The organism is Thalassovita sp., assembly GCF_034670005.1.
In the GTDB taxonomy this organism is placed as follows: Bacteria; Pseudomonadota; Alphaproteobacteria; order Rhodobacterales; family Rhodobacteraceae; genus Thalassobius.
The window spans coordinates 192,495-210,572 of sequence record NZ_JAXMOH010000006.1 but is presented as its reverse complement, the minus strand read 5'-3'; the positions used below and the strand labels follow the sequence as shown (position 1 = coordinate 210,572).

General features: G+C 54.9%; 12 protein-coding genes and 1 pseudogene. 8 read left to right on the top strand and 5 right to left on the bottom strand.

Annotated elements, in window-relative coordinates:
* On the top strand, positions 1-215 hold a 215-nt coding region (locus VOI23_RS12745), incomplete at its 5' end, for a hypothetical protein (RefSeq protein WP_323785236.1).
* 706 nt (positions 216-921) lie between these two features.
* Here the strand turns inward: VOI23_RS12745 and VOI23_RS12740 are convergent.
* From VOI23_RS12740 to VOI23_RS12725, 4 genes are read right to left on the bottom strand one after another with little or no spacing between them, the layout of a single operon-like run.
* Complete coding sequence (locus tag VOI23_RS12740) at positions 922-2,745, bottom strand: TniQ family protein (protein WP_323785235.1); 1,824 nt, start codon at positions 2,743-2,745, stop codon at positions 922-924.
* 2 nt (positions 2,746-2,747) lie between these two features.
* On the bottom strand, positions 2,748-3,719 hold the full coding sequence (locus VOI23_RS12735; protein ID WP_323785234.1) for a TniB family NTP-binding protein: 972 nt from the start codon (positions 3,717-3,719) through the stop codon (positions 2,748-2,750).
* 3 nt (positions 3,720-3,722) lie between these two features.
* Positions 3,723-5,915 carry a Mu transposase C-terminal domain-containing protein gene (locus VOI23_RS12730; protein ID WP_323785233.1) on the bottom strand — a complete coding sequence of 731 codons (2,193 nt, stop codon included), beginning with the start codon at positions 5,913-5,915 and terminating at the stop codon, positions 3,723-3,725.
* Positions 5,908-6,585 (bottom strand): hypothetical protein, encoded by a 678-nt coding sequence (locus tag VOI23_RS12725; protein WP_323785232.1) that lies wholly within the window; start codon positions 6,583-6,585, stop codon positions 5,908-5,910. Before VOI23_RS12725 ends, VOI23_RS12730 begins: the two co-directional genes overlap by 8 nt.
* A gap of 225 nt (positions 6,586-6,810) precedes the next feature.
* On the opposite strand from VOI23_RS12725, the pseudogene VOI23_RS12720 reads away from it, so the two are divergent.
* The 7 genes and pseudogenes from VOI23_RS12720 to VOI23_RS12690 all read left to right on the top strand — a co-directional run.
* Positions 6,811-6,990, top strand: a pseudogene (locus VOI23_RS12720) (IS3 family transposase); the annotation flags it as partial.
* 321 nt (positions 6,991-7,311) lie between these two features.
* Positions 7,312-8,325 carry an ATP-binding protein gene (locus VOI23_RS12715; protein ID WP_323785231.1) on the top strand — a complete coding sequence of 338 codons (1,014 nt, stop codon included), beginning with the start codon at positions 7,312-7,314 and terminating at the stop codon, positions 8,323-8,325.
* Positions 8,326-8,410: 85 nt separating this feature from the next.
* Positions 8,411-10,909 (top strand): S8 family serine peptidase, encoded by a 2,499-nt coding sequence (locus tag VOI23_RS12710; protein ID WP_323785230.1) that lies wholly within the window; start codon positions 8,411-8,413, stop codon positions 10,907-10,909.
* 135 nt (positions 10,910-11,044) lie between these two features.
* Entirely contained in the window at positions 11,045-12,571 is a 1,527-nt protein-coding gene (locus tag VOI23_RS12705) for an AAA family ATPase (protein WP_323785229.1), read from the top strand.
* Between the two features lie 83 nt (positions 12,572-12,654).
* A complete protein-coding gene (locus VOI23_RS12700) occupies positions 12,655-13,398 on the top strand; it encodes an HNH endonuclease (protein ID WP_323785228.1) in 744 nt (247 codons plus the stop codon).
* Positions 13,399-13,798: 400 nt separating this feature from the next.
* Positions 13,799-14,260 (top strand): hypothetical protein, encoded by a 462-nt coding sequence (locus VOI23_RS12695; RefSeq protein WP_323785227.1) that lies wholly within the window; start codon positions 13,799-13,801, stop codon positions 14,258-14,260.
* Between the two features lie 252 nt (positions 14,261-14,512).
* Positions 14,513-14,860: a hypothetical protein gene (locus VOI23_RS12690; RefSeq protein WP_323785225.1), complete on the top strand. Its 348-nt coding sequence runs from the start codon at positions 14,513-14,515 to the stop codon at positions 14,858-14,860.
* 879 nt (positions 14,861-15,739) lie between these two features.
* Here VOI23_RS12690 and VOI23_RS12685 read toward each other — a convergent pair.
* Positions 15,740-18,004, bottom strand: coding sequence for an adenosylcobalamin-dependent ribonucleoside-diphosphate reductase (locus tag VOI23_RS12685; protein WP_323785224.1), 2,265 nt, complete (start codon positions 18,002-18,004; stop codon positions 15,740-15,742).
* Positions 18,005-18,078: the final 74 nt, after the last annotated feature.

Sequence of the window (18,078 nt, the reverse complement as noted above, 5' to 3'; positions counted from 1 at the left end):
CCAGCCTGGTGCTCCTTCAGGATGCCGATAATCTGATCTTCGCTGAAACGGCTTCTCTTCATCGTCTGTCTCCTTCGTCAGAGAACAGACTAACCTCAAACTGCGGACTTTTCAGGGGAGCACGTCACCCCCTCTCGGTGATTGCATGCAATCACCTGCCGGCAATGGTTGACTTCGAAACCAGACAGCTCAATCTGAACAAGGCAGGTGTCTAGGAAACTAGGGGCACCTCAGATTGACTACGGGGCTATCTATGAGCGACAGGCAATCAAAGACAATCTATAGACTCACAAGCCTACCCATATCGGAAGGATGCTTCCGTACGTAGTCAACTCTGTAGCTGCCACAACGGCTCCCGAGTGCCTATCTTTGCGGTGCGCTCCGGCAATGGGTGCCCAGCACCAAGTCCGATTAGGCGTCTTCGGGAATCCGCCCCTGTTAGGGCTCGGCGGATCCTCTTTTTAAGCGCATCCCGATCCCCTCCTTGCAAATTGCCCGTCAACGAACACTATCGGCGCTTACACAGCCGCATGGGACATGAGAGAGATAAGACGAAAAAAGGAAGGGCCGTAGCCCTCCCTCATGATCGATATTTCCCTAGAACCACTCTGGCAAGTGATAGCGGCCCCGATCAAAAACCGTCTTTTGTCGTAACGTCGGTGTTTGGGTGTCGGACAACAGATGTAGCGGTAAGGACTTATTGGCCACTATGAAGAACACCCTTATTGATTTCATTGAATAATTTATCGAGGCTTTCATGAAATTTGGCCACTATGGAAGCATATGCTGACCACTGCTTGTAAGCATAACTTGGCCACTGCATTTTTTCCAAACCAATCGAGACCAAGACATGAAAAAAGCCGCCCTCTCGGGCAGCTTCATAAATTTCATGCGATGAACGGGCCGGTAAGCCACTATATATTAAGTGAATAGCTCCGGCTTCAGATCGTCATGCCGGTAGAAATCCAGGCCGATCTCGGATTTGGCCAACACCGGCCGAATGCTCCGCCGTTTCAGTCGCCTGACCACTTCCCCGATCTGCAGGTTATAAAGTTCGGCAATCCTTGCCGGATGACTGAACCTGGCCTTGAAGTCAGCGATGACTGCCGGCTCGAACTGTGGGATCCGATGACTGGCGTCAGGGCTAACAACCCAATTGACCGCCAAGCTCACCTCCTTTGGGCATCGGTCCACCAGACGCCAGCCAACATCCCTCGGTATCTTCAGCGCGCCGAAGGCAGCAGCCGGTTGAAGACCCGCCATGCAGGCTGCCGCGTGCTGCTTGACCTCCGCGGGATCCACCCGAAGAGCGCTGATCCCATCTTGGCCCTTCAAACGAAAGACGCGCTCAAGGAAGCCACCGAGGATCATGTGCACCACGGTAATGGCCGGCACCTTGGCCTTTTCTGCAGCTTTCGAAATAGGCACGAGCGCGGCGGTCTCAGCATTCAGCTCGGCCGATTTCGCCTGAAGCTTACCAACCAGCATGGCAATCTCCTCGCGATCCACAGCCTTCTGTGTCCGGCCCCTCGCTCCCGGATTCCCGTAATAGATGGGAGTAAGAAGCCGATCGTCGAAGAGCTGATCGACGATCGGCCGTGTGAAGTCCATGTTCTTCCAAAGCGAGATCACGTTCACAGTGCGCTTCATCCGTCCTGCGATAGAGCGACCCTCACCCACCGGGATCGGGAAATGTGCCGGTGCATTCTCCGGGATCGCCCCCGCGGCAACCAGCACGTTGCTCAGGGTCCGAGAGTCGAGGGATTGCTCCTTGGCCAGGGATGCGACCGTGTGCAACAGGCGGTCGGGAAGTTCGACGCCCAGCACCTTCGTCCCAGCCGGCATTGCGATGTTCTCGGTAATGACGTCGCGGAGTATGCGCGCGATGTCCCCTGGCTCCTTGAGCGATTTCGAGTGCGCCAAGGCATTATAGAAGCACCCGAAGATCTTGCGGGCACCAGGCGTGCCTGTCGCGTCGTCGAATTTCCGGAATTGCGTCATGAGCGCCTCCCGGATGCCGTCCTCGCCGCGCGACGTAAATTGGAAGCCAACGCGACCGGCATGATCCCAATCGTCAGATGTGAGCTCCGGGAGCTTCTGCGTCGGCCCGTAGGCGACCAGCACACCCAAAAGCTCCGTTGCGCGGCTTGCCTGATCAAGGGTTTGCGCATCCAGCCAATCTGGGCCAACAATTCCTTCCAGGCGACCATGCACGTAGCTCTGCAGCGGCGAGACCGAGCGACGCGCTGAATTCTCCATCATTGCCTGGAGTTCGCCGCCCCGTTCAGGGACCCGGCAATCCAGCTCGTGAAGCTTGTCGTCCCAAGCGGCCTGCGCTTGGCGCACCAGCGCAATTTCGTGGTGGGGACACGTCCGCACAACCGAAAGCGTCCAGAGCCATCGTCCACGGCGCCATCCCATCTTATCGTCCTCTGCCAGGCAGGCCGGGCAGAATACGGTGTGCGGGTTTGACAGGAACTCGGCGGTGACCAGCTCACCACGGAGATCATATGTCCGTTTACCCTGGCGGACTGCAGCATTTCGGCGCAGATCATCCAGCGGCGCACCCGAAATCTCCGCCAGCCTTGCGATAGCGCCCGATTCTGAAGACGCAATCGACTCCGGGCGGATCTGCACATCCCTCAGAAACGGAACCATTGGCTTGGCGGCATGAAAGCGAGCCAAGCGGGCGGCATATGACAGAGGCGTTTCGATAGGATCGAACGACAGGAATGGAAACAGCATGATCACCGGCCCTTTTTGTCTCGGGGCGGAAGGGGCTTCTCAGAGAGGTCGATCTTCGACCAAGCGTTCGACAAGAACACGTTCTTACCGACTTCCGCGTCTTCCTGTACAGCCCAGTCCTCCGCGAAATGAGCCTTCTCAAGGCGCGACTCGCCTGCCTCAACCGCGATTTCCAGCGCCCTGAGAGTATTCTTGATAAACCACCCGAACCGTCGGCGGCTGGCGTGCACGAGACGTTCGACAAGGTCCGGCTCTTTCGGAGCGGCGATCCCGACTTCCGCACACAAGGTATGAAGGATTCCCTTCAAGAGACGCTCGTCCCGAACCGGGGAAATATCAACGAAGGACAGCTTCTGGTATCGGCGATTGATTTGGTCGTCATAGGCAGCCAGGTGCCGCAGTTCATCGATGCCAATGAGAATTACGCTGACGGCGCCCTCTCCCTGCATGAGGTTTTTCAAGCGCTTTTGCATATTGCGGATCTCGAAAGCGCTGGCAGTCCCGAGAAGGTCGTGCCCCTCATCGATACACACGATTACCGTATTCAGCAGACCCAAACGGTGCTTTACCATCTTCCAGATCTCTTGCTCATTACTGGATCTTGAGACACTCGTGTATCCGGTCTTATCGAGGATCGCGATGCCGAGGGCTTTTGTCGTGGCCGGGCTCGGAGCTGCATCCAACATGATCCAGGGCATGTGGCCCTCGCCCCTGGATTGGAGAAGCGGATGCGTCTTGAGACCATGCATGACCAGCGAGGTTTTACCTCCGCCGGCAGCCTCCATTACGAAAAGCCCCTGCGCGTCACCTGTTCCGCGATCTTTGCGCGGTGACGCAATCGACTTTCCTTGGCTGTCACGCGCGAGAAGACGGTTGAGACGCAGCAGGAACTGGTCGTCTCGTTCGGTCGGAATGTATTTGTCGGCCGCGCGATCCAAGGCGGCCAGCTGGGCTTCGACAGAAATCTGTGTCATGCTTTATTTGTCCCTGAGCTGAAGGATGAAGTTGTCATCCTCGCCGTCGTCATCGTCGTTGGCGGGCTGACAATCAGTAAATTGGATCGTCTCGGGAGGGTCGGAAGAAATTTCTTCAGCAGGCGCGCGGGGTGCCTCATTTGCATGGACGCTGGCCGTATCCCCGGCAGTCGGAAGGCTGGTACCGAAGTCGCCCAGGTTAGTCTGCGGAGGTTCCTCATCGCAGCCGTCATAGACGTGGAAGCCAATGAAAGCCTCACGCTCATGGCGATCAATCGTCTCGGCATCGATCGTGTCGAGGACCAGGCCGACCTTTGCCATCGCGTCGGCGTTCAGACTCTCGATATAATCGAGCGCCTGCTGCACGACACGGCTTTTGAGCTCGGCGGCCTTTGTATGTTTGGCCCGCAATTCACGATGTGCCATCCGCCATTTCTGATAGGAGACCCCATGAAAACAGCGATGGACGGCAAAAACCTCCGTCCACTGGGTTCCGATCTTGACCCAAATGGCGCCGATATCCTCGGGATAATAACGGATCTCCATCTTCCGGTCAGGGTTGTGCAGCATGTGCGTCGCGAGTGCCTTGGAATGATAGTGCACGCCTGCAACGGTGAGCCCGTCTTTCTGGAGCGTCCGCGACAGCTCTTCTCCGAAAATCAGCCGTCGGCGCCGCAAAGACGGCGGCGGCGTCACCCCGTACTGCATTGTGAGCCGGTTCCAGCAATCGCGCGGTGTTTCCTCGTACAGTCCCTCATGAGGTTCGTTGTGGTAGACATCGACGATCCAGCGGACGAGTACCGTGCAGAGCTCGTCCACGGTAAGCGCTGCCTTTTCTTTGGGTTTGCTGCTGCCCTTTCGCAGGATGCTGCCGAACGTGCAGCCAGACAGCCGCGGCATCAACTGGGACGAAATCGTTCTGAAAACACGCTCGATATAGGGCTTTAGCCACGGCCGTGCACCAGGACAATGAACCAGAGTAATCCCGAGGTCGCAGAGCCTCGTTCGGAAATCATGTCCTACAAATTGTTTGCCGCAGTCTGTGACGAGGGTCCCCATCAGACCGTGTTCCGACCACGTTTCTTGAGCATCGGCGGCGCTGGCCCAGACCCCCTTGTCGCGCATCCCCATCTCAACGGCGCGCAACCCGCTCTTCGCGGAAGGGGTGCGCGACAAGGTCATTCCCAAGATGCACCGCGTGCGCACATCGAGAAGAACGGTGATCCACCACCGTTTTATCGACCCGTCCAGACCGAGTTGCGCTTTTTCTTCATCAGTCATCATTTTTAGGAGCCCTGAGTCCGCCATGAGAGACACCAGGTCGATTTTCTGTTCATCCATCTCCACACGCTGCAACGGGCGCTCGACATCGATCCCCTCCCCCACCGGAGAAAAAGCACGCATGGCTGCGTCCGCGCCCTCACGGGCCAGTTTCACACGGAAGGGTGCAAGATGATGAATTGCGGCCAGGATCGTGACGCGTGAGGGGCATTTCAATAGGTCCGTTCGCCCCTCGGCTTCGCGCTCCGCGTTTTCCGCGGTAAACGCATTCCGGACATCCTTCACGATGTTGGCCGGCGTCTTTTTCAGCTCACTCAGGTATCCCGGGAGCTTGGAATACATAAAGAAGCGCTGTTCTTCCGTCAGCTTACGTCCGTAGTTTCCCCGTTGTGAGACATCGTCGTATAGTCCAGCCAGACCATCCTTCTCGTATGCTGAGACCCAACGACGCAAGGAGCGCGGGCTCACGGTTTCGCGGATTGTCGCACGGGTGTCGTAATCCCTCATCATTCTCGCTGCCGCACCCAGAATGCTATCCATTCCCTCACGGATCGATGTATCCGTGCGTTTAATCTTTCCGTCCTGATATTTTTCGAGGAATGCCAAAACGATGGCTTCGCGTTCCGAACCGCGTCGCTTTTCCTCGTCACCCAACAGACTCAGCATCTCGGGCGGCATTTCCGTCAGGTAGTTGAATTCACGGTCCGGACGGTGGTCGAAATGCCCAGTTTCGAGCATCTCCGCGATGGTGGCATTGTCGTATTTTTCCCGGGGTCCTTGGCCGTCAGCCGGTACAAAGTAATGGCAATCCCCATGGGACGAGATGTAGCGATACTGGCGCCCACGGATGAAGATGGTGTCGACGTTCTCGAATGTGTAGCGGGGCGCGAATGCGCTCTTGACGAAATCAAGCATCGTAGTGACTCCGGGTGACGTAGGTTTCGTAGGAGATGCGTTCCTGCCGCGTGAGCTTCAGTTCATGGGAGCGGATCAGGCGAACAAGTGCCTGGAACCCATCGCCGCCATAACCTATGACTTCGACCAGATCGCGGATAAGCACGTGACCGCGGATGTTTCGTATTGCTTGGCGCGCGGCGGCGTCGGCGTCCGGAACAGGACGACGCATCTGGTGCATCATTTCGGAGTTGTAAATCTCTGAGGGCAACAGGTTCTTCTCTGTCACGACCTCGACTCTGTCGGCGAAGCTCTTCGGAACCTTGGATGCGATGTAGCTGAGCTCTTCACGCATCTTCGCCTGCCCAAACCGATAGGCGGCCTTCACCATGATCGCCGTTCGTGAACCATCGGCCTTAGTGGCGCGAAAGTCGAAGAAGTGGCGATTTTTGCCACCATCCGGTGCGGTGAACGAGAACTCGACCTGGTTCTCGACATGCACAGTCCCGGGGCGCGCAAGCAGCGCAAGCAGGACCTGGAGCTCCGTGTAGCTCTCAATGTCCATTCCGCTCTCCTCGTCAGCACCGACGTTGGTCTGTCCCGTGAAATGGTTTCGGCGCCCCTTCGCGACTTTCCGCGCGTTCTGCGGGGGACGGGGGAGTACGATGTTGCCGTCCGGCAATTCCAACATGCTCGATCTCTTCTCGACTGAGGGGCTTTGCCCATTGCTGCACTGTCGAGAACAACCTGCCGCCCTCGAACTATAGAGGAGATTGGCCGATTGGATTTTTCCGGAAGGAATTTTTCCAGAAATCGTATAAGTATTTAGTTTTTATTAATTTATACTGCATTCACTGTCTTCGAACTGCAGGTACATGGCTTATGTCAACACCTTCCCCGTATGCAACGCAAGCCACGCAAGAGCCCCCTCTCGCGCTACGATTTCAACACGGTCAGGCCGCACTCGTCCCTGGACAACCAAACACCGCTGCAAACGCGCCGAACGCTTGAGGAATTTGGGGACCCCGCGCCCGGCGCGCTTGCGCCCGACGGGAAACCCGAATACCCAAACCCAACCTGCAGTCTCTCGCTATGAATGAGGGGCCGGCAGGGGCAGGTCACCCTGAGCAGCAGTACTGCTCGGGGTTTGCGGACAAATATGGTTCGAGAGGCCTTGGCTGCTTGGGGCTCAACGAGCAAATTTGATTTGCCTAACCAGCCCAGTCGCACAGCTCCAAAGCTTTCAAGGGCGGTTACGCAGCTTGATCCATATTTCGAAGTAGTCTACGGCGGCGGCTTCAATCGTGGAGCGTCATCTTGCTTAACTGTATCAAACAATTTCGGTAATCGGGTGACAATTGATCAAATCTGTCTATTATTCTTAAAATAGGCGGCTGATTTAAGGATACGGAGCACTGTGGCACGTAGCGATCTTCTCATAGACCTCGTGAAAGCTGGCGTGGCGGGTGATCAAGCGTCAGTTCGCATGATGGCGGAGGCCATAGCAGCGGACGAGCGCGCCAAGAAACACACTGGTGTAGCTGACCGGATCGCGCGCGCGCTAACGATTACACCCTCATCGACTGCTAACGCCCGCACAGCGGCACCTGCATCGCGTCTTAGAGATGGTGGTGGAGGAATTCAGCGACGCGAACCTAACCGACCTATGGGGGATCTATTCCTTGAGAAGGCCACACGAACCGCATGTCTTGAATTGGTTGAAGAGCAGCAACGCGCTGACGTGCTCCGAGCCCATGGTTTGGAGCCACGCCACCGATTGTTGCTAACGGGACCTCCTGGAAATGGTAAGACGTCGTTGGCGGAAGGCATCGCCTACGAATTGGCCCTCCCACTCTTTGTTGTACGATATGACGCTATCATAACCAGCTATCTCGGAGATACGGCAACTCGCCTGCGGCGCATGTTCGACTTCGTTCGCACAGAACCGTGCGTCCTCTTTTTTGATGAGTTTGACGCAATCGGCAAGGAACGCGGTGATACCCACGAAACCGGAGAAATCAAGCGCGTAGTCACAACTCTACTGATGCAACTTGATGACCTTCCGTCGTATTGTGTCTTGATCGGAGCCACCAACCACCCGGAACTTCTTGATCGTGCTACCTGGCGGCGTTTCGAGATCAAGCTCGATCTTCCCAGGCCAAGCGACGAACAGATGACCGAATTTTTTGCCTTGCGTATTAGGGAGTTCGAAGACAACTTTGGATATACGGCCAAGCGTCTTAGAGCTGCGGTCTGCCCACAAAATTATTCGGAAGCAGAAGATTTTTTTATGGATATCCATCGCCGGCGTGCCCTCGCACAAGGCAACGTCACTTTTAGAACGTTGGTGAAAGACCGCGTTAATGCGTGGGTATCACAGCACGGAAAGATAGCTGGCGATGAGCGAAAGGCCGATTCTACGACTACCTGAACCCACTTTGGATTCTCGCCTACCTGGTCGGCAGGACAAACGCCGCCGCCCTAAAGGTCTTGGCCGACAAGGTCAGGACGCTCGATTGGGCGACACGTTTTCGCGACTCGACGATGCTTTCCGTGGTGAAAATGCCGACGTATTACTTCGTCAAGATCCGGCAGGGATTGCTCCGGAACGCGCTCTGGTATTCGAGTCACTGTTACCGATACAGAATTTTCAGAAAGCAGCAGCAAAGGCTGGCTTCGAGCTCTTAATCGAAGACCGTCTGGGTGACGACCATGAAATTCCAGACGAGATGATTGATGACTATGCTGAAAACGCCGCCCCTACTCTGTACGCCACGATGCCTTCGACGGCAGAACTCGAAAAGCTACTATCGCTATGGCGATCCTACCAAGCACAAGAGAAGGCAGAGCTGGGCTATGCACCTTGGTGGAACCTCTTTGCCATGCTTTCCGATGTTCGCGTTTGGGGGCCTCAAGATCGATTGACCGCCGAAGTACGCGATGAACTCGCCTATCGATTGGATCAAGACGATGAAAGTCCGCTTCGACTTGAGTTAGAAATTTGGCCGACCGCAAATGCCTCATTGCGGGCTCGCTGGCAGCGAGAAACTCAAGCGAAAATTGTAGGCCTCGGTGGCCGAATTCTTGCTACAAGCGCAATTGATGAGGCCGATTTCATTTATCAGGCCGTCTTAGCGGAAATGCCAAATGCATCAGTGCGGGCGATGCTTGATAATCCAATGGCTCCCGAAGGTATCGCAACCCTTGACGGTCTGCAGTTCATTTTGCCGCAAATGGTCGCACAATCGCTCCCAGACAAAAGCGGCACCCAACATGTTCTTGAGGATGTCCCTCTCGAACCATTCGACGGAAATGCTCCTTTTAGGGTCGTGTTACTGGACGGTACGCCTATTGCAGCACACCCAGCACTTAACGATGGAGTGATAATTGAGGATGTACATGAACTCGTACCACTGTCTCAAGTAGAACACCGTCGCCATGCCACTTCCATGGCTTCGCTCATCCTACGCGGCGATTTGAAAGCTGATGGCGTCCCAGTCCCAGACACACGCCTTCTGGCGATACCTATCCTTGTCGACGACGAGAATGGCGCGTCGTCACCCAACGATCGTCTTTTCGTAGATCTGGTTCATGTGGCCCTGGCACGAGCCTTTCTCGGCGATGATGCGCTCGCGCCTGAAGCTCATCTCGTTAACTTTTCTGTTGGTATAAGAAATGCGCATTTTGCTGGAAAAATTGGATCTCTTGCACGGCTACTCGATTGGTGGTCCGAACGGCACGGGCTTCTATTCATGGTTGCGGCAGGCAATGTGCCAGCGAGCCTGACTATTCCTGGCACGACTTATATGAATTTTGAGGACGCAGAACCTGCTGAACGACGAATGCTCGTTGAAACAGCTCTAAAGGAGAACAGACATACCCGTACTCTGATGGCTCCAGCGGAAGCAATGAACGTTTTAACTGTTGGCGCAAGTTCTCAAGACCTTACCGAACCCGCGGCACCTTCACCTGCCGGAACAATCGCGTTGCATAACAACGGGCAAGTTTTCCCAGCTTTGTCATCAGCAATTGGCCTTGGTGCTTTTCGATCAATCAAACCCGATTTCCTGGCAACAGCGGGCGAGCATGAGCTGCGGGTGTCATCAGCTGGGTCAGCAGGGGTTGCTCTACGTGTGATCGACAAAACCCAACGAACTGGACTTCATGTGGCCAGTGTCCAAAGGGGCGTTGCGGGGAGTTATAGAACACGAGGTACAAGTTGTGCGAACGCGTTGGCATCCCGAGCGGGTCTTTTCTCTATAGCGTCTCTTATGGAGTCTGATGGGCCCTACGCTGATACTCCACTAACCCCACGCGACAAAGCTCTGCTGACAAAGGCGTTAAGCATCAATGCGTCTGCATGGCCGGAAACAGCAGTCACACGCTTTGCGCAAGAGTGCGCACCTAATCCAAGACAGCATGCAAGAGCGCGCGAAGAGGTCTCTCGGTATTATGGACACGGACTTCTCGACAGCATCAGGATGCGGGAAGCCCCACCTACTGGTGCTACACTTGTAGGCCTCGGGACGCTCCGAAAAGACAAAGCAGCAATTTTCCAAGTGCCACTTCCCCCGTCTTTGAGTGGGGAGCGTATAGGCCGCTCAATGCTCGCAACCATTGCTTGGTTTTCGCCGGTACGCCCGACCAGAGCCCGGTATCGACTGGCCGCGCTCGATGCAGTTGCACATGGCTATGACATGTTTGGTGAGTTGATCCCAGATGATGGATGGGCTCTCGCAATGAAGTCAGACCAACTGGATAAAAATTTAATTGGGCGAGGTACGGTCTGGTCCCGCAGACTCATTCACAATGCGGCAACGGTTCCAAGTTTCGGTGAAGGATTGGACCTGCCTATTCGCGTTCAGTGTCGTGATAGCTCAGGCGGCGGCCTTAGCCCCGACGACGATATTCCGTTTGCCCTGGTAGTTACTATCGAGGTCGAGTCTGGAGCCTCGTTCGACATTCACCAAGAAATCGAGGAAAAATTGAGAGTTGGTGTACGGTCCGAGGAGTGAAACCCGCCGCGAGGAGATCATATTTTTTACGATAAGCCGGAAGATCAATTCCGGAGAATGACGGGTACGACTAACACACTTGCAGCAATACCCTTGAACCTTGCTGAACTCTTAAAATTCTTTTGAAGGTGAAAAATGAAGTTTATTAACCAGACATATCCGCCCGGAGATTTTGAAACACATAAAAACCTTTGTGTTTTGTCTGATGACGGCTGGGATGACTTCGGCTTTAAGACAGCGTTCAAGGCAACCCTTTTTGATTCTCAAGGCACCCGTTACGACTTGGGATCTCTAAAGATTATGTCCAAGGGAATGGAGTCCGGCAGAGTTAGGATTCCGAGAAATTCGGATGGCTTGGGGCCAACCTACTGCTCGCTCGGCGGCGACAGGGACTACTATTTAGGACTTGCTGAAATTGATGTGCCGCTACGCAATTCCTATTTGGACGGGGTCCGAGATTGTGTTAAAAATCTTGATATTTGGGCTGAGTTTCGGGAAGAAGAAGCGATGGGGTCGTCGCTTCTTCGATGGGTTTCAGTAAGAGATGTAGAGGTTAGTTTTCCAAGGATTCTTGCTGGAAGTAGCGAACTGACATCATTTAGTTTCAAGTATTTATTTCGTCCATACATTGGCGCTGAGGAAGAATTCTGCCATTTTCAGGTCGAGCCAGAAACACTGCCGCCAAGCAATATTCATGTGCTCATTGGGAGAAACGGTGTTGGCAAAACTCGCCTAATCGCAGGAATGGCGGACGCACTTACAGAAAGCAAAGCTGCTACGATCAGCCTACCAGGGCGGTTTGAATTTCTGGACAAGGAATCCGATGCCGAAACTGACTTTCTCAACCTTGTGGTAGTCGCATACAGCGTGTTCGATCGACTAAATCCGATCAACAAGGGAACTAATCGCACGAAGCGTGGCGTTCCATACCAATACGTCGGAATAAAGAAATTCTCTGATGGAGAAGCGGAAGAGGACATCACTCTAAAATCTTCGGATGACATGACGTCTGAGTTTGATGATTGTCTGTGGTCCATCATTGCCGACGCCAGCCGGTTGGAACGCTGGATTAAGGCTCTTAAGGTGCTGGAGTCAGACCCTGGAATAAAAGCCTTAAATTTTCCCAGCCTTTTGGAAGATCCTGACGACCTAATGCGAAACGAGATTAGACAGAAATTTGAGGAGCTCAGCTCAGGCCATAAAATTGTGCTTCTAACCATTGCGCGCTTGGTAGAACTCGTTAGCGATCGGACACTTGTACTTATCGATGAGCCTGAGACGCACCTTCACCCACCACTATTAGGATCATTTGTTCGAGCTCTATCTGAGTTGCTGATGGCAAGAAACGGGGTGGCGATTCTGGCTACCCACTCACCCGTTGTTTTACAGGAGGTTCCGTCGAGCTGCGTTTCCGTGTTACGCAGTTCCGGAAGTTCTATGCGAATAGACCGCCCTGAAATAGAGACATTTGCGGAAAACGTTGGCATGCTCACCCGCAAGGTCTTCGGGCTCGAAGTCGAGGAGAGTGGGTACTTTAATCTGATTCGAAAGAATGCCGACGGGCGTGTTTTTGAAGATCTTCTTGACCAGTTTGACAACAATATCGGCACTGAAGGCCGAGCTCTTGCCAGGGCGCTCACTGCTAAGGGTGAGGGCCAATGAGATCAATTAATTGCATACAAAAAGAACACGAGGACCTCTATCGGAGCTGTATCGGGCAAACGCAAAATGCACAAAGGCGGGCAATGCTTGAAACGATGACGCAGCGGGTTGTGGATGCCGGAGAATCATACGCAACCGCGCTCACGGCAGGTCGTCCCGATTCAGTTGTTGCGATGGCAATGTCTGATGAAGAAAAAGAACAGATCAGCAAGGTGTATGACTCTCGGCTCGTTTCAAAAAAAGGGGTCGAGCGCGAAACGTACGACCAAATTAGAACACTTGTTGGGAAATGTCCCTTTTGCGGTTTTGGAGAGGTTTGGGAGGTCGACCATTACTTACCAAAAGATCAATTCCCTGAGCTAAACGTGCTCCCAAATAACCTCGTACCTATATGCCACGGCTGCAATCATACAAAGTTGACCTCCCTTCCTGAAGCTGCGAACCGCAGCTTACTGCATCCTTACTTTGATGTACTGCCAAATGAAAAATGGATGTTCGCACGACTAAACATTGAGGAAGGCGGGCCAGTATTAGAGTATTTTGCACAGTTGGATACTCGCCACGGTGCCTTGTCTGATCGTTTAAGCTTTCACTTTACAAAGTTAGAGTTGCCGCGCCGTATGAAATCCATCTCAGCTCAAGTTCTTGTTGAGATGGAGGCGGATATAGAAGAACACCTAAGTAATTTTGGCGAGCAATGGATTAGTGATCACTTCCGAGATCAGGGCGAAAGAGTGTTCCGTCGCCACGGAAACACTATTGAAATGGCGGCCTATTTTGCTGCAGCGCAAAACCTCAATTATTGCGCTGGAGCGTATCGCAGTTGACTCGGACTGTCGGCTGTAAAAGGTTTCCTGTACATTTAGCAGGCTGCTGAAGAAGTCGCCGCTCGGAAACGCTGTTCTGGCTATGGGGTGAATGCGCCCTGCGCTCGTCAACAAGGGTCCAAGATTTTCGGGCCCCATGCAATCGTCTGCGCGTTCCGGGGTCATAGTATTGTTCGGCACACTGCATCCTGATGGTCTTAGACAGCAGTTGTATTGTCTCAGGGAAAGCGGGTTTCAAATTTTTTTCACAATCTTCTTCGTCATGGGAATTTTGGCCAACCTCTTATCCAGGAGCCATCAAGAAGGACGATACGCAATGAAGGGAAAATTGACAGACACCGCCATCGACTGATTTTCGCGCCCTCAGAATGAGACGCGCAACTCAGCAGATGACGATCACATGAACCTCCAAAACATCCTGACCCGCTGGGACGAAACCTGGCAACTTTCTCAATCAGGAGGCACCATGTACTACAGCAAGATTATCCCCGACCCCAAACTCCCCCGTGGAAACGGACGCGAATACGCGTGTCGGGCGTATTTCCAAAACCACGATGAAGCCCTCGGCCACGCCGCATTGCTGATTGGTGGGCGGCGCGGCGCGCGGCTGATCAATGCCGTTCGCGAGGCATTGGACCGCCCAGGTCCATTTACCCGCCGTCTGCGCCGTCAATTGCTTGAGCTGCGGAACCTTCTGTTCCTCGAATACGCTTACAATGACGACTGGAGCGATGGCCCGGACCTTGCACTGCTCGAACCCGATGATCCAATTGTTCCGGAAATCTGTCTCCTCGCGGATGGCTTGGAGCAGGCCCTCCATGATGCAGGGGTATTCAGAACCGAGACCACTCAGCCAGCGTGATGTGTCTCCCCGCGCCTCGTCACCTCGGCGGCGGCGCGGGGGATCTCGCAAGAAAAGTTGGAGCGCGAGCAGTTTTCTTCTTCGTACTTTCGCAAAACGACCAATCTCATTGATACCAGCAAACACACCCCTTCCGATCCAAACAAAAGGAGCACACCGCCAGACCTTCCACCTCCTCCATGCAGGATTTTTCTGACGCCGCAGAATGGCACCCACCCCAAACAATCCAACTACATGAACAGGAGATCTCCCATGGACACCACCAATGAAAACATCGCACAGGCTGCGTATGACCGTATCTCAGATACGGAGCAGCATCTACGCCGTCACGGTCCTGCACTGTGCAATCTGTTCGACGCATTCGATGCGCCTTCGGGCTTTGATGCGCTTTGCGATCTGCATAGCATCTTCGGGAACCAGCACCCGGACGCCAAAATGATTAAAACAGCGCTTCAGGAGATTGAAACATTTCTGGCAAAGCAGACATCGCAAGCTGCAGATGCTGCCGCGCGGGATCGAAATTTCGATGCCTCTGGTGCCCTGCGCTGGCATGGCGCTCGTATCAGTGAACTGCATGCGCGGTTCTGCAATGCCGACTGACACCATCTCGGGCTGTCAGCTGCAACACGCTGGGCGTCTGGGCTCCGTCCCCGACGAGGATTACCCTCTCCATCAAGACATCTGCGACATCTCAATGTGGCTTGTACAGAAGTTTCGGTTGCCATTTGTCCATCTCTGGGTGGACCGGCACCCATATCAGCGAGGACGGGAAATCGCATGCATTTCGGTCATGCAATGGCAGCATCACCTTAATCTCGTGGCTGCTGCGGCGAAGGAGGCGTTTCTTGCACTCGGATATCAGATCCTGGACCTTGGGGATGCTTTGATGCCTTGCGCCTGTTGTGATGGCGGACATTCTCATCACGAGGCCCTCAGAGCCCATGCCAGGATAGAAGCAGCGCTACGGGCACGAACAACAAGCCGTTCATAAGCCAGACAAAAAAACAACGATAAATGGGGTGGCCTTTGGCCGCCCCATTTACGTTTCCGCGCTCAAAAGATTTGCTCAGTACAAGTGCCTCGGGTTTTCGTTCCCGGCGAGACAACCTATCGCCTTGGCCAACAGACACAGCTGCCCCACTCAACACGTTGATCCCACGGAAGCTACACTGTTCCGGACGACCCACTGGTCCAAGGTCAACCGCACCACCCCCGACAAGGAGCAATGGGCTTGCCCCCTGTTCTGGAGAATTCTAAACCAGATAGGAATTTCTTCGAATTCGGTTTTGGGCGGCATTCCTGCCGCACCATATCCCTTGGGACAGAGTCGAACCATGGGCATCGTGTTTCGGGGCTTAAACCGCGACAACCGGGCGTTTCTGCCCGGTGGTCACATTATGCTTCCAAGAATGGCCAAAAAACCACCCAAAAAGGACAATTAGTCCTTTCAGTTACAACAGACAGCCAGAGAGATGTCGCTCAGCCGCATTTCGAATGGCCGCAACTCATACAGGTCATGCAGCCTTCGACCATGCGCAAATCGAACTGACCGCAGCTCGGGCAGGCTTTGCCGCGCGGGGCTTCGCCCACCGCCATAGCAACGGCCTTGGGGTCCGATTTCAGCCCCATGCCTTCGCCTTCGATAAAGCCGGTATGGATCAGATGCTGTTCAATCACCCCGCCAATCGCCGCCAGGATCGAAGGGATATATTTACCCTGCATCCAGGCGCCGCCGCGCGGATCGAACACCGCTTTCAGCTCTTCCACCACAAAACTTACATCGCCGCCACGCCGGAACACTGCCGAGATCATCCGGGTCAGCGCCAGCGTCCAGGCATAGTGCTCCATGTTCTTGGAGTTGATAAACACCTCGAACGGGCGGCGGTGGCCGCCGATCACCACATCGTTGATGGTCAGATAGATCGCATGTTCACTGTCGGGCCATTTCAGCTTGTAAGTATGACCTTCCAGCGACTCGGGCCGATCCAGCGGTTCGGACATATAAATCACGTCAGCGCCGGTATCGGCTTCGGGGGCCTTTTCGCTGACTTCGCTCACGCTCAACACCGATCCGGTCACGTCGTTGGGCCGGTAGGTGGTGCAGCCTTTGCAGCCGGTTTCATAGGCTTCTATATAGACGTCCTTGAACGCTTCGAAGCTGATATCTTCGGGGCAGTTGATGGTTTTCGAGATGCTGGAATCGACCCATTTCTGTGCCGCCGCCTGCATTTTGACGTGATCCAGCGGGGCCAGCGTCTGTGCATTGACGAAATAGTCGGGCAGCTCCCTGTCACCGAATTTGTCACGCCACATCTGCACCGCGTAATCGACCACTTCTTCCTCGGTGCGGCTGCCGTCCTTCTGCAGAACCTTGCGGGTATAGGCATAGGCAAAGACCGGTTCGATGCCGGAACTCACATTGCCGGCGTAAAGCGAAATCGTGCCGGTGGGCGCGATCGAGGTCAGCAGCGCGTTGCGGATGCCATGTTCGGCGATCTCGGCGCGGACATCGTGATCCATTTGCAGCATGGTTCCAGAGGCGAGGAATTTGTCCGCGTCGAACAGCGGAAAAGCCCCCTTTTCCTTGGCCAGTTCGACCGAGGCCAGATAGGCGGAGCGCGCGATCTGGCGCAGCCAGTCTTCGGCCTGATGCGCGGCTTCGTCGCTGCCATAGCGCAGGCCGACCATCAACAGCGCATCGGCCAGACCGGTAACACCCAGCCCGATCCGGCGCTTGTTCTGCGCCTCTTGCGCCTGTTCGGGCAGCGGGAATTGCGACACGTCCACGACATTGTCCATCATCCGCACCGCGACCCGCACCAGATCGTCCAGTCGATCCTGATCCAGCTTGGCCCCCTTGCCAAACGGATCGGCGACCAGACGCGCCAGATTGACCGATCCCAACAGACAGGCACCATAGGGCGGCAAGGGTTGTTCGCCGCACGGGTTGGTCGCCGCGATGGTTTCGCAATAGCTGAGGTTGTTGGCCTTGTTGATCCGGTCGATGAAGATCACGCCGGGTTCGGCGAAATCATAGGTCGACTGCATGATCTTGTTCCACAGGTCGCGCGCCTGCAACGTGTGATAGACCTTGTCGCCAAATTTCAGTTCCCACGGACCGTCCGCCTTGACCGCAGTCATGAAATCGTCGGTGATCAGCACCGACAGGTTGAACATGCGCAGCCGGGCGGAATCGGATTTGGCGGTGATGAAATCCTCGATATCGGGGTGATCGCAGCGCATCGTAGCCATCATCGCGCCGCGTCGGCTGCCGGCGCTCATGATAGTGCGGCACATCGCATCCCAGACATCCATGAAGCTGAGCGGACCCGATGCATCCGCCGCCACCCCCAGTACATCCGCGCCGCGTGGCCGGATGGTGGAAAAGTCATAGCCGATGCCGCCGCCCTGTTGCATGGTCAGCGCGGCCTCTTTCAGCATATCGAAAATGCCCGCCATACTGTCGGGGATGGTGCCCATGACAAAGCAGTTGAACAGGGTCACGCTGCGACCGGTACCGGCCCCGGCGGTGATCCGTCCGGCGGGCAGGTATTTGAAATCCTCCAGCGCGTCATAGAATCGCTGTTCCCAAAATTCGGGATCTTTTTCAGCTTTAGCCAGCGCGCGGGCGATCCGACGCCAGCTGTCTTCGACCGTCCGGTCCACCGGGGTGCCGTCAGCGTCTTTGAGACGGTATTTCATATCCCAGATCTGTTCGGAAATGGGCGCGGCGAAACGGGTCATGTGTCGGGTCCTTCAAGTTCGGTGAATCGGAACGGCATAGGCGTGGCGGCTTCGATACTACAGGCACCCCGGAA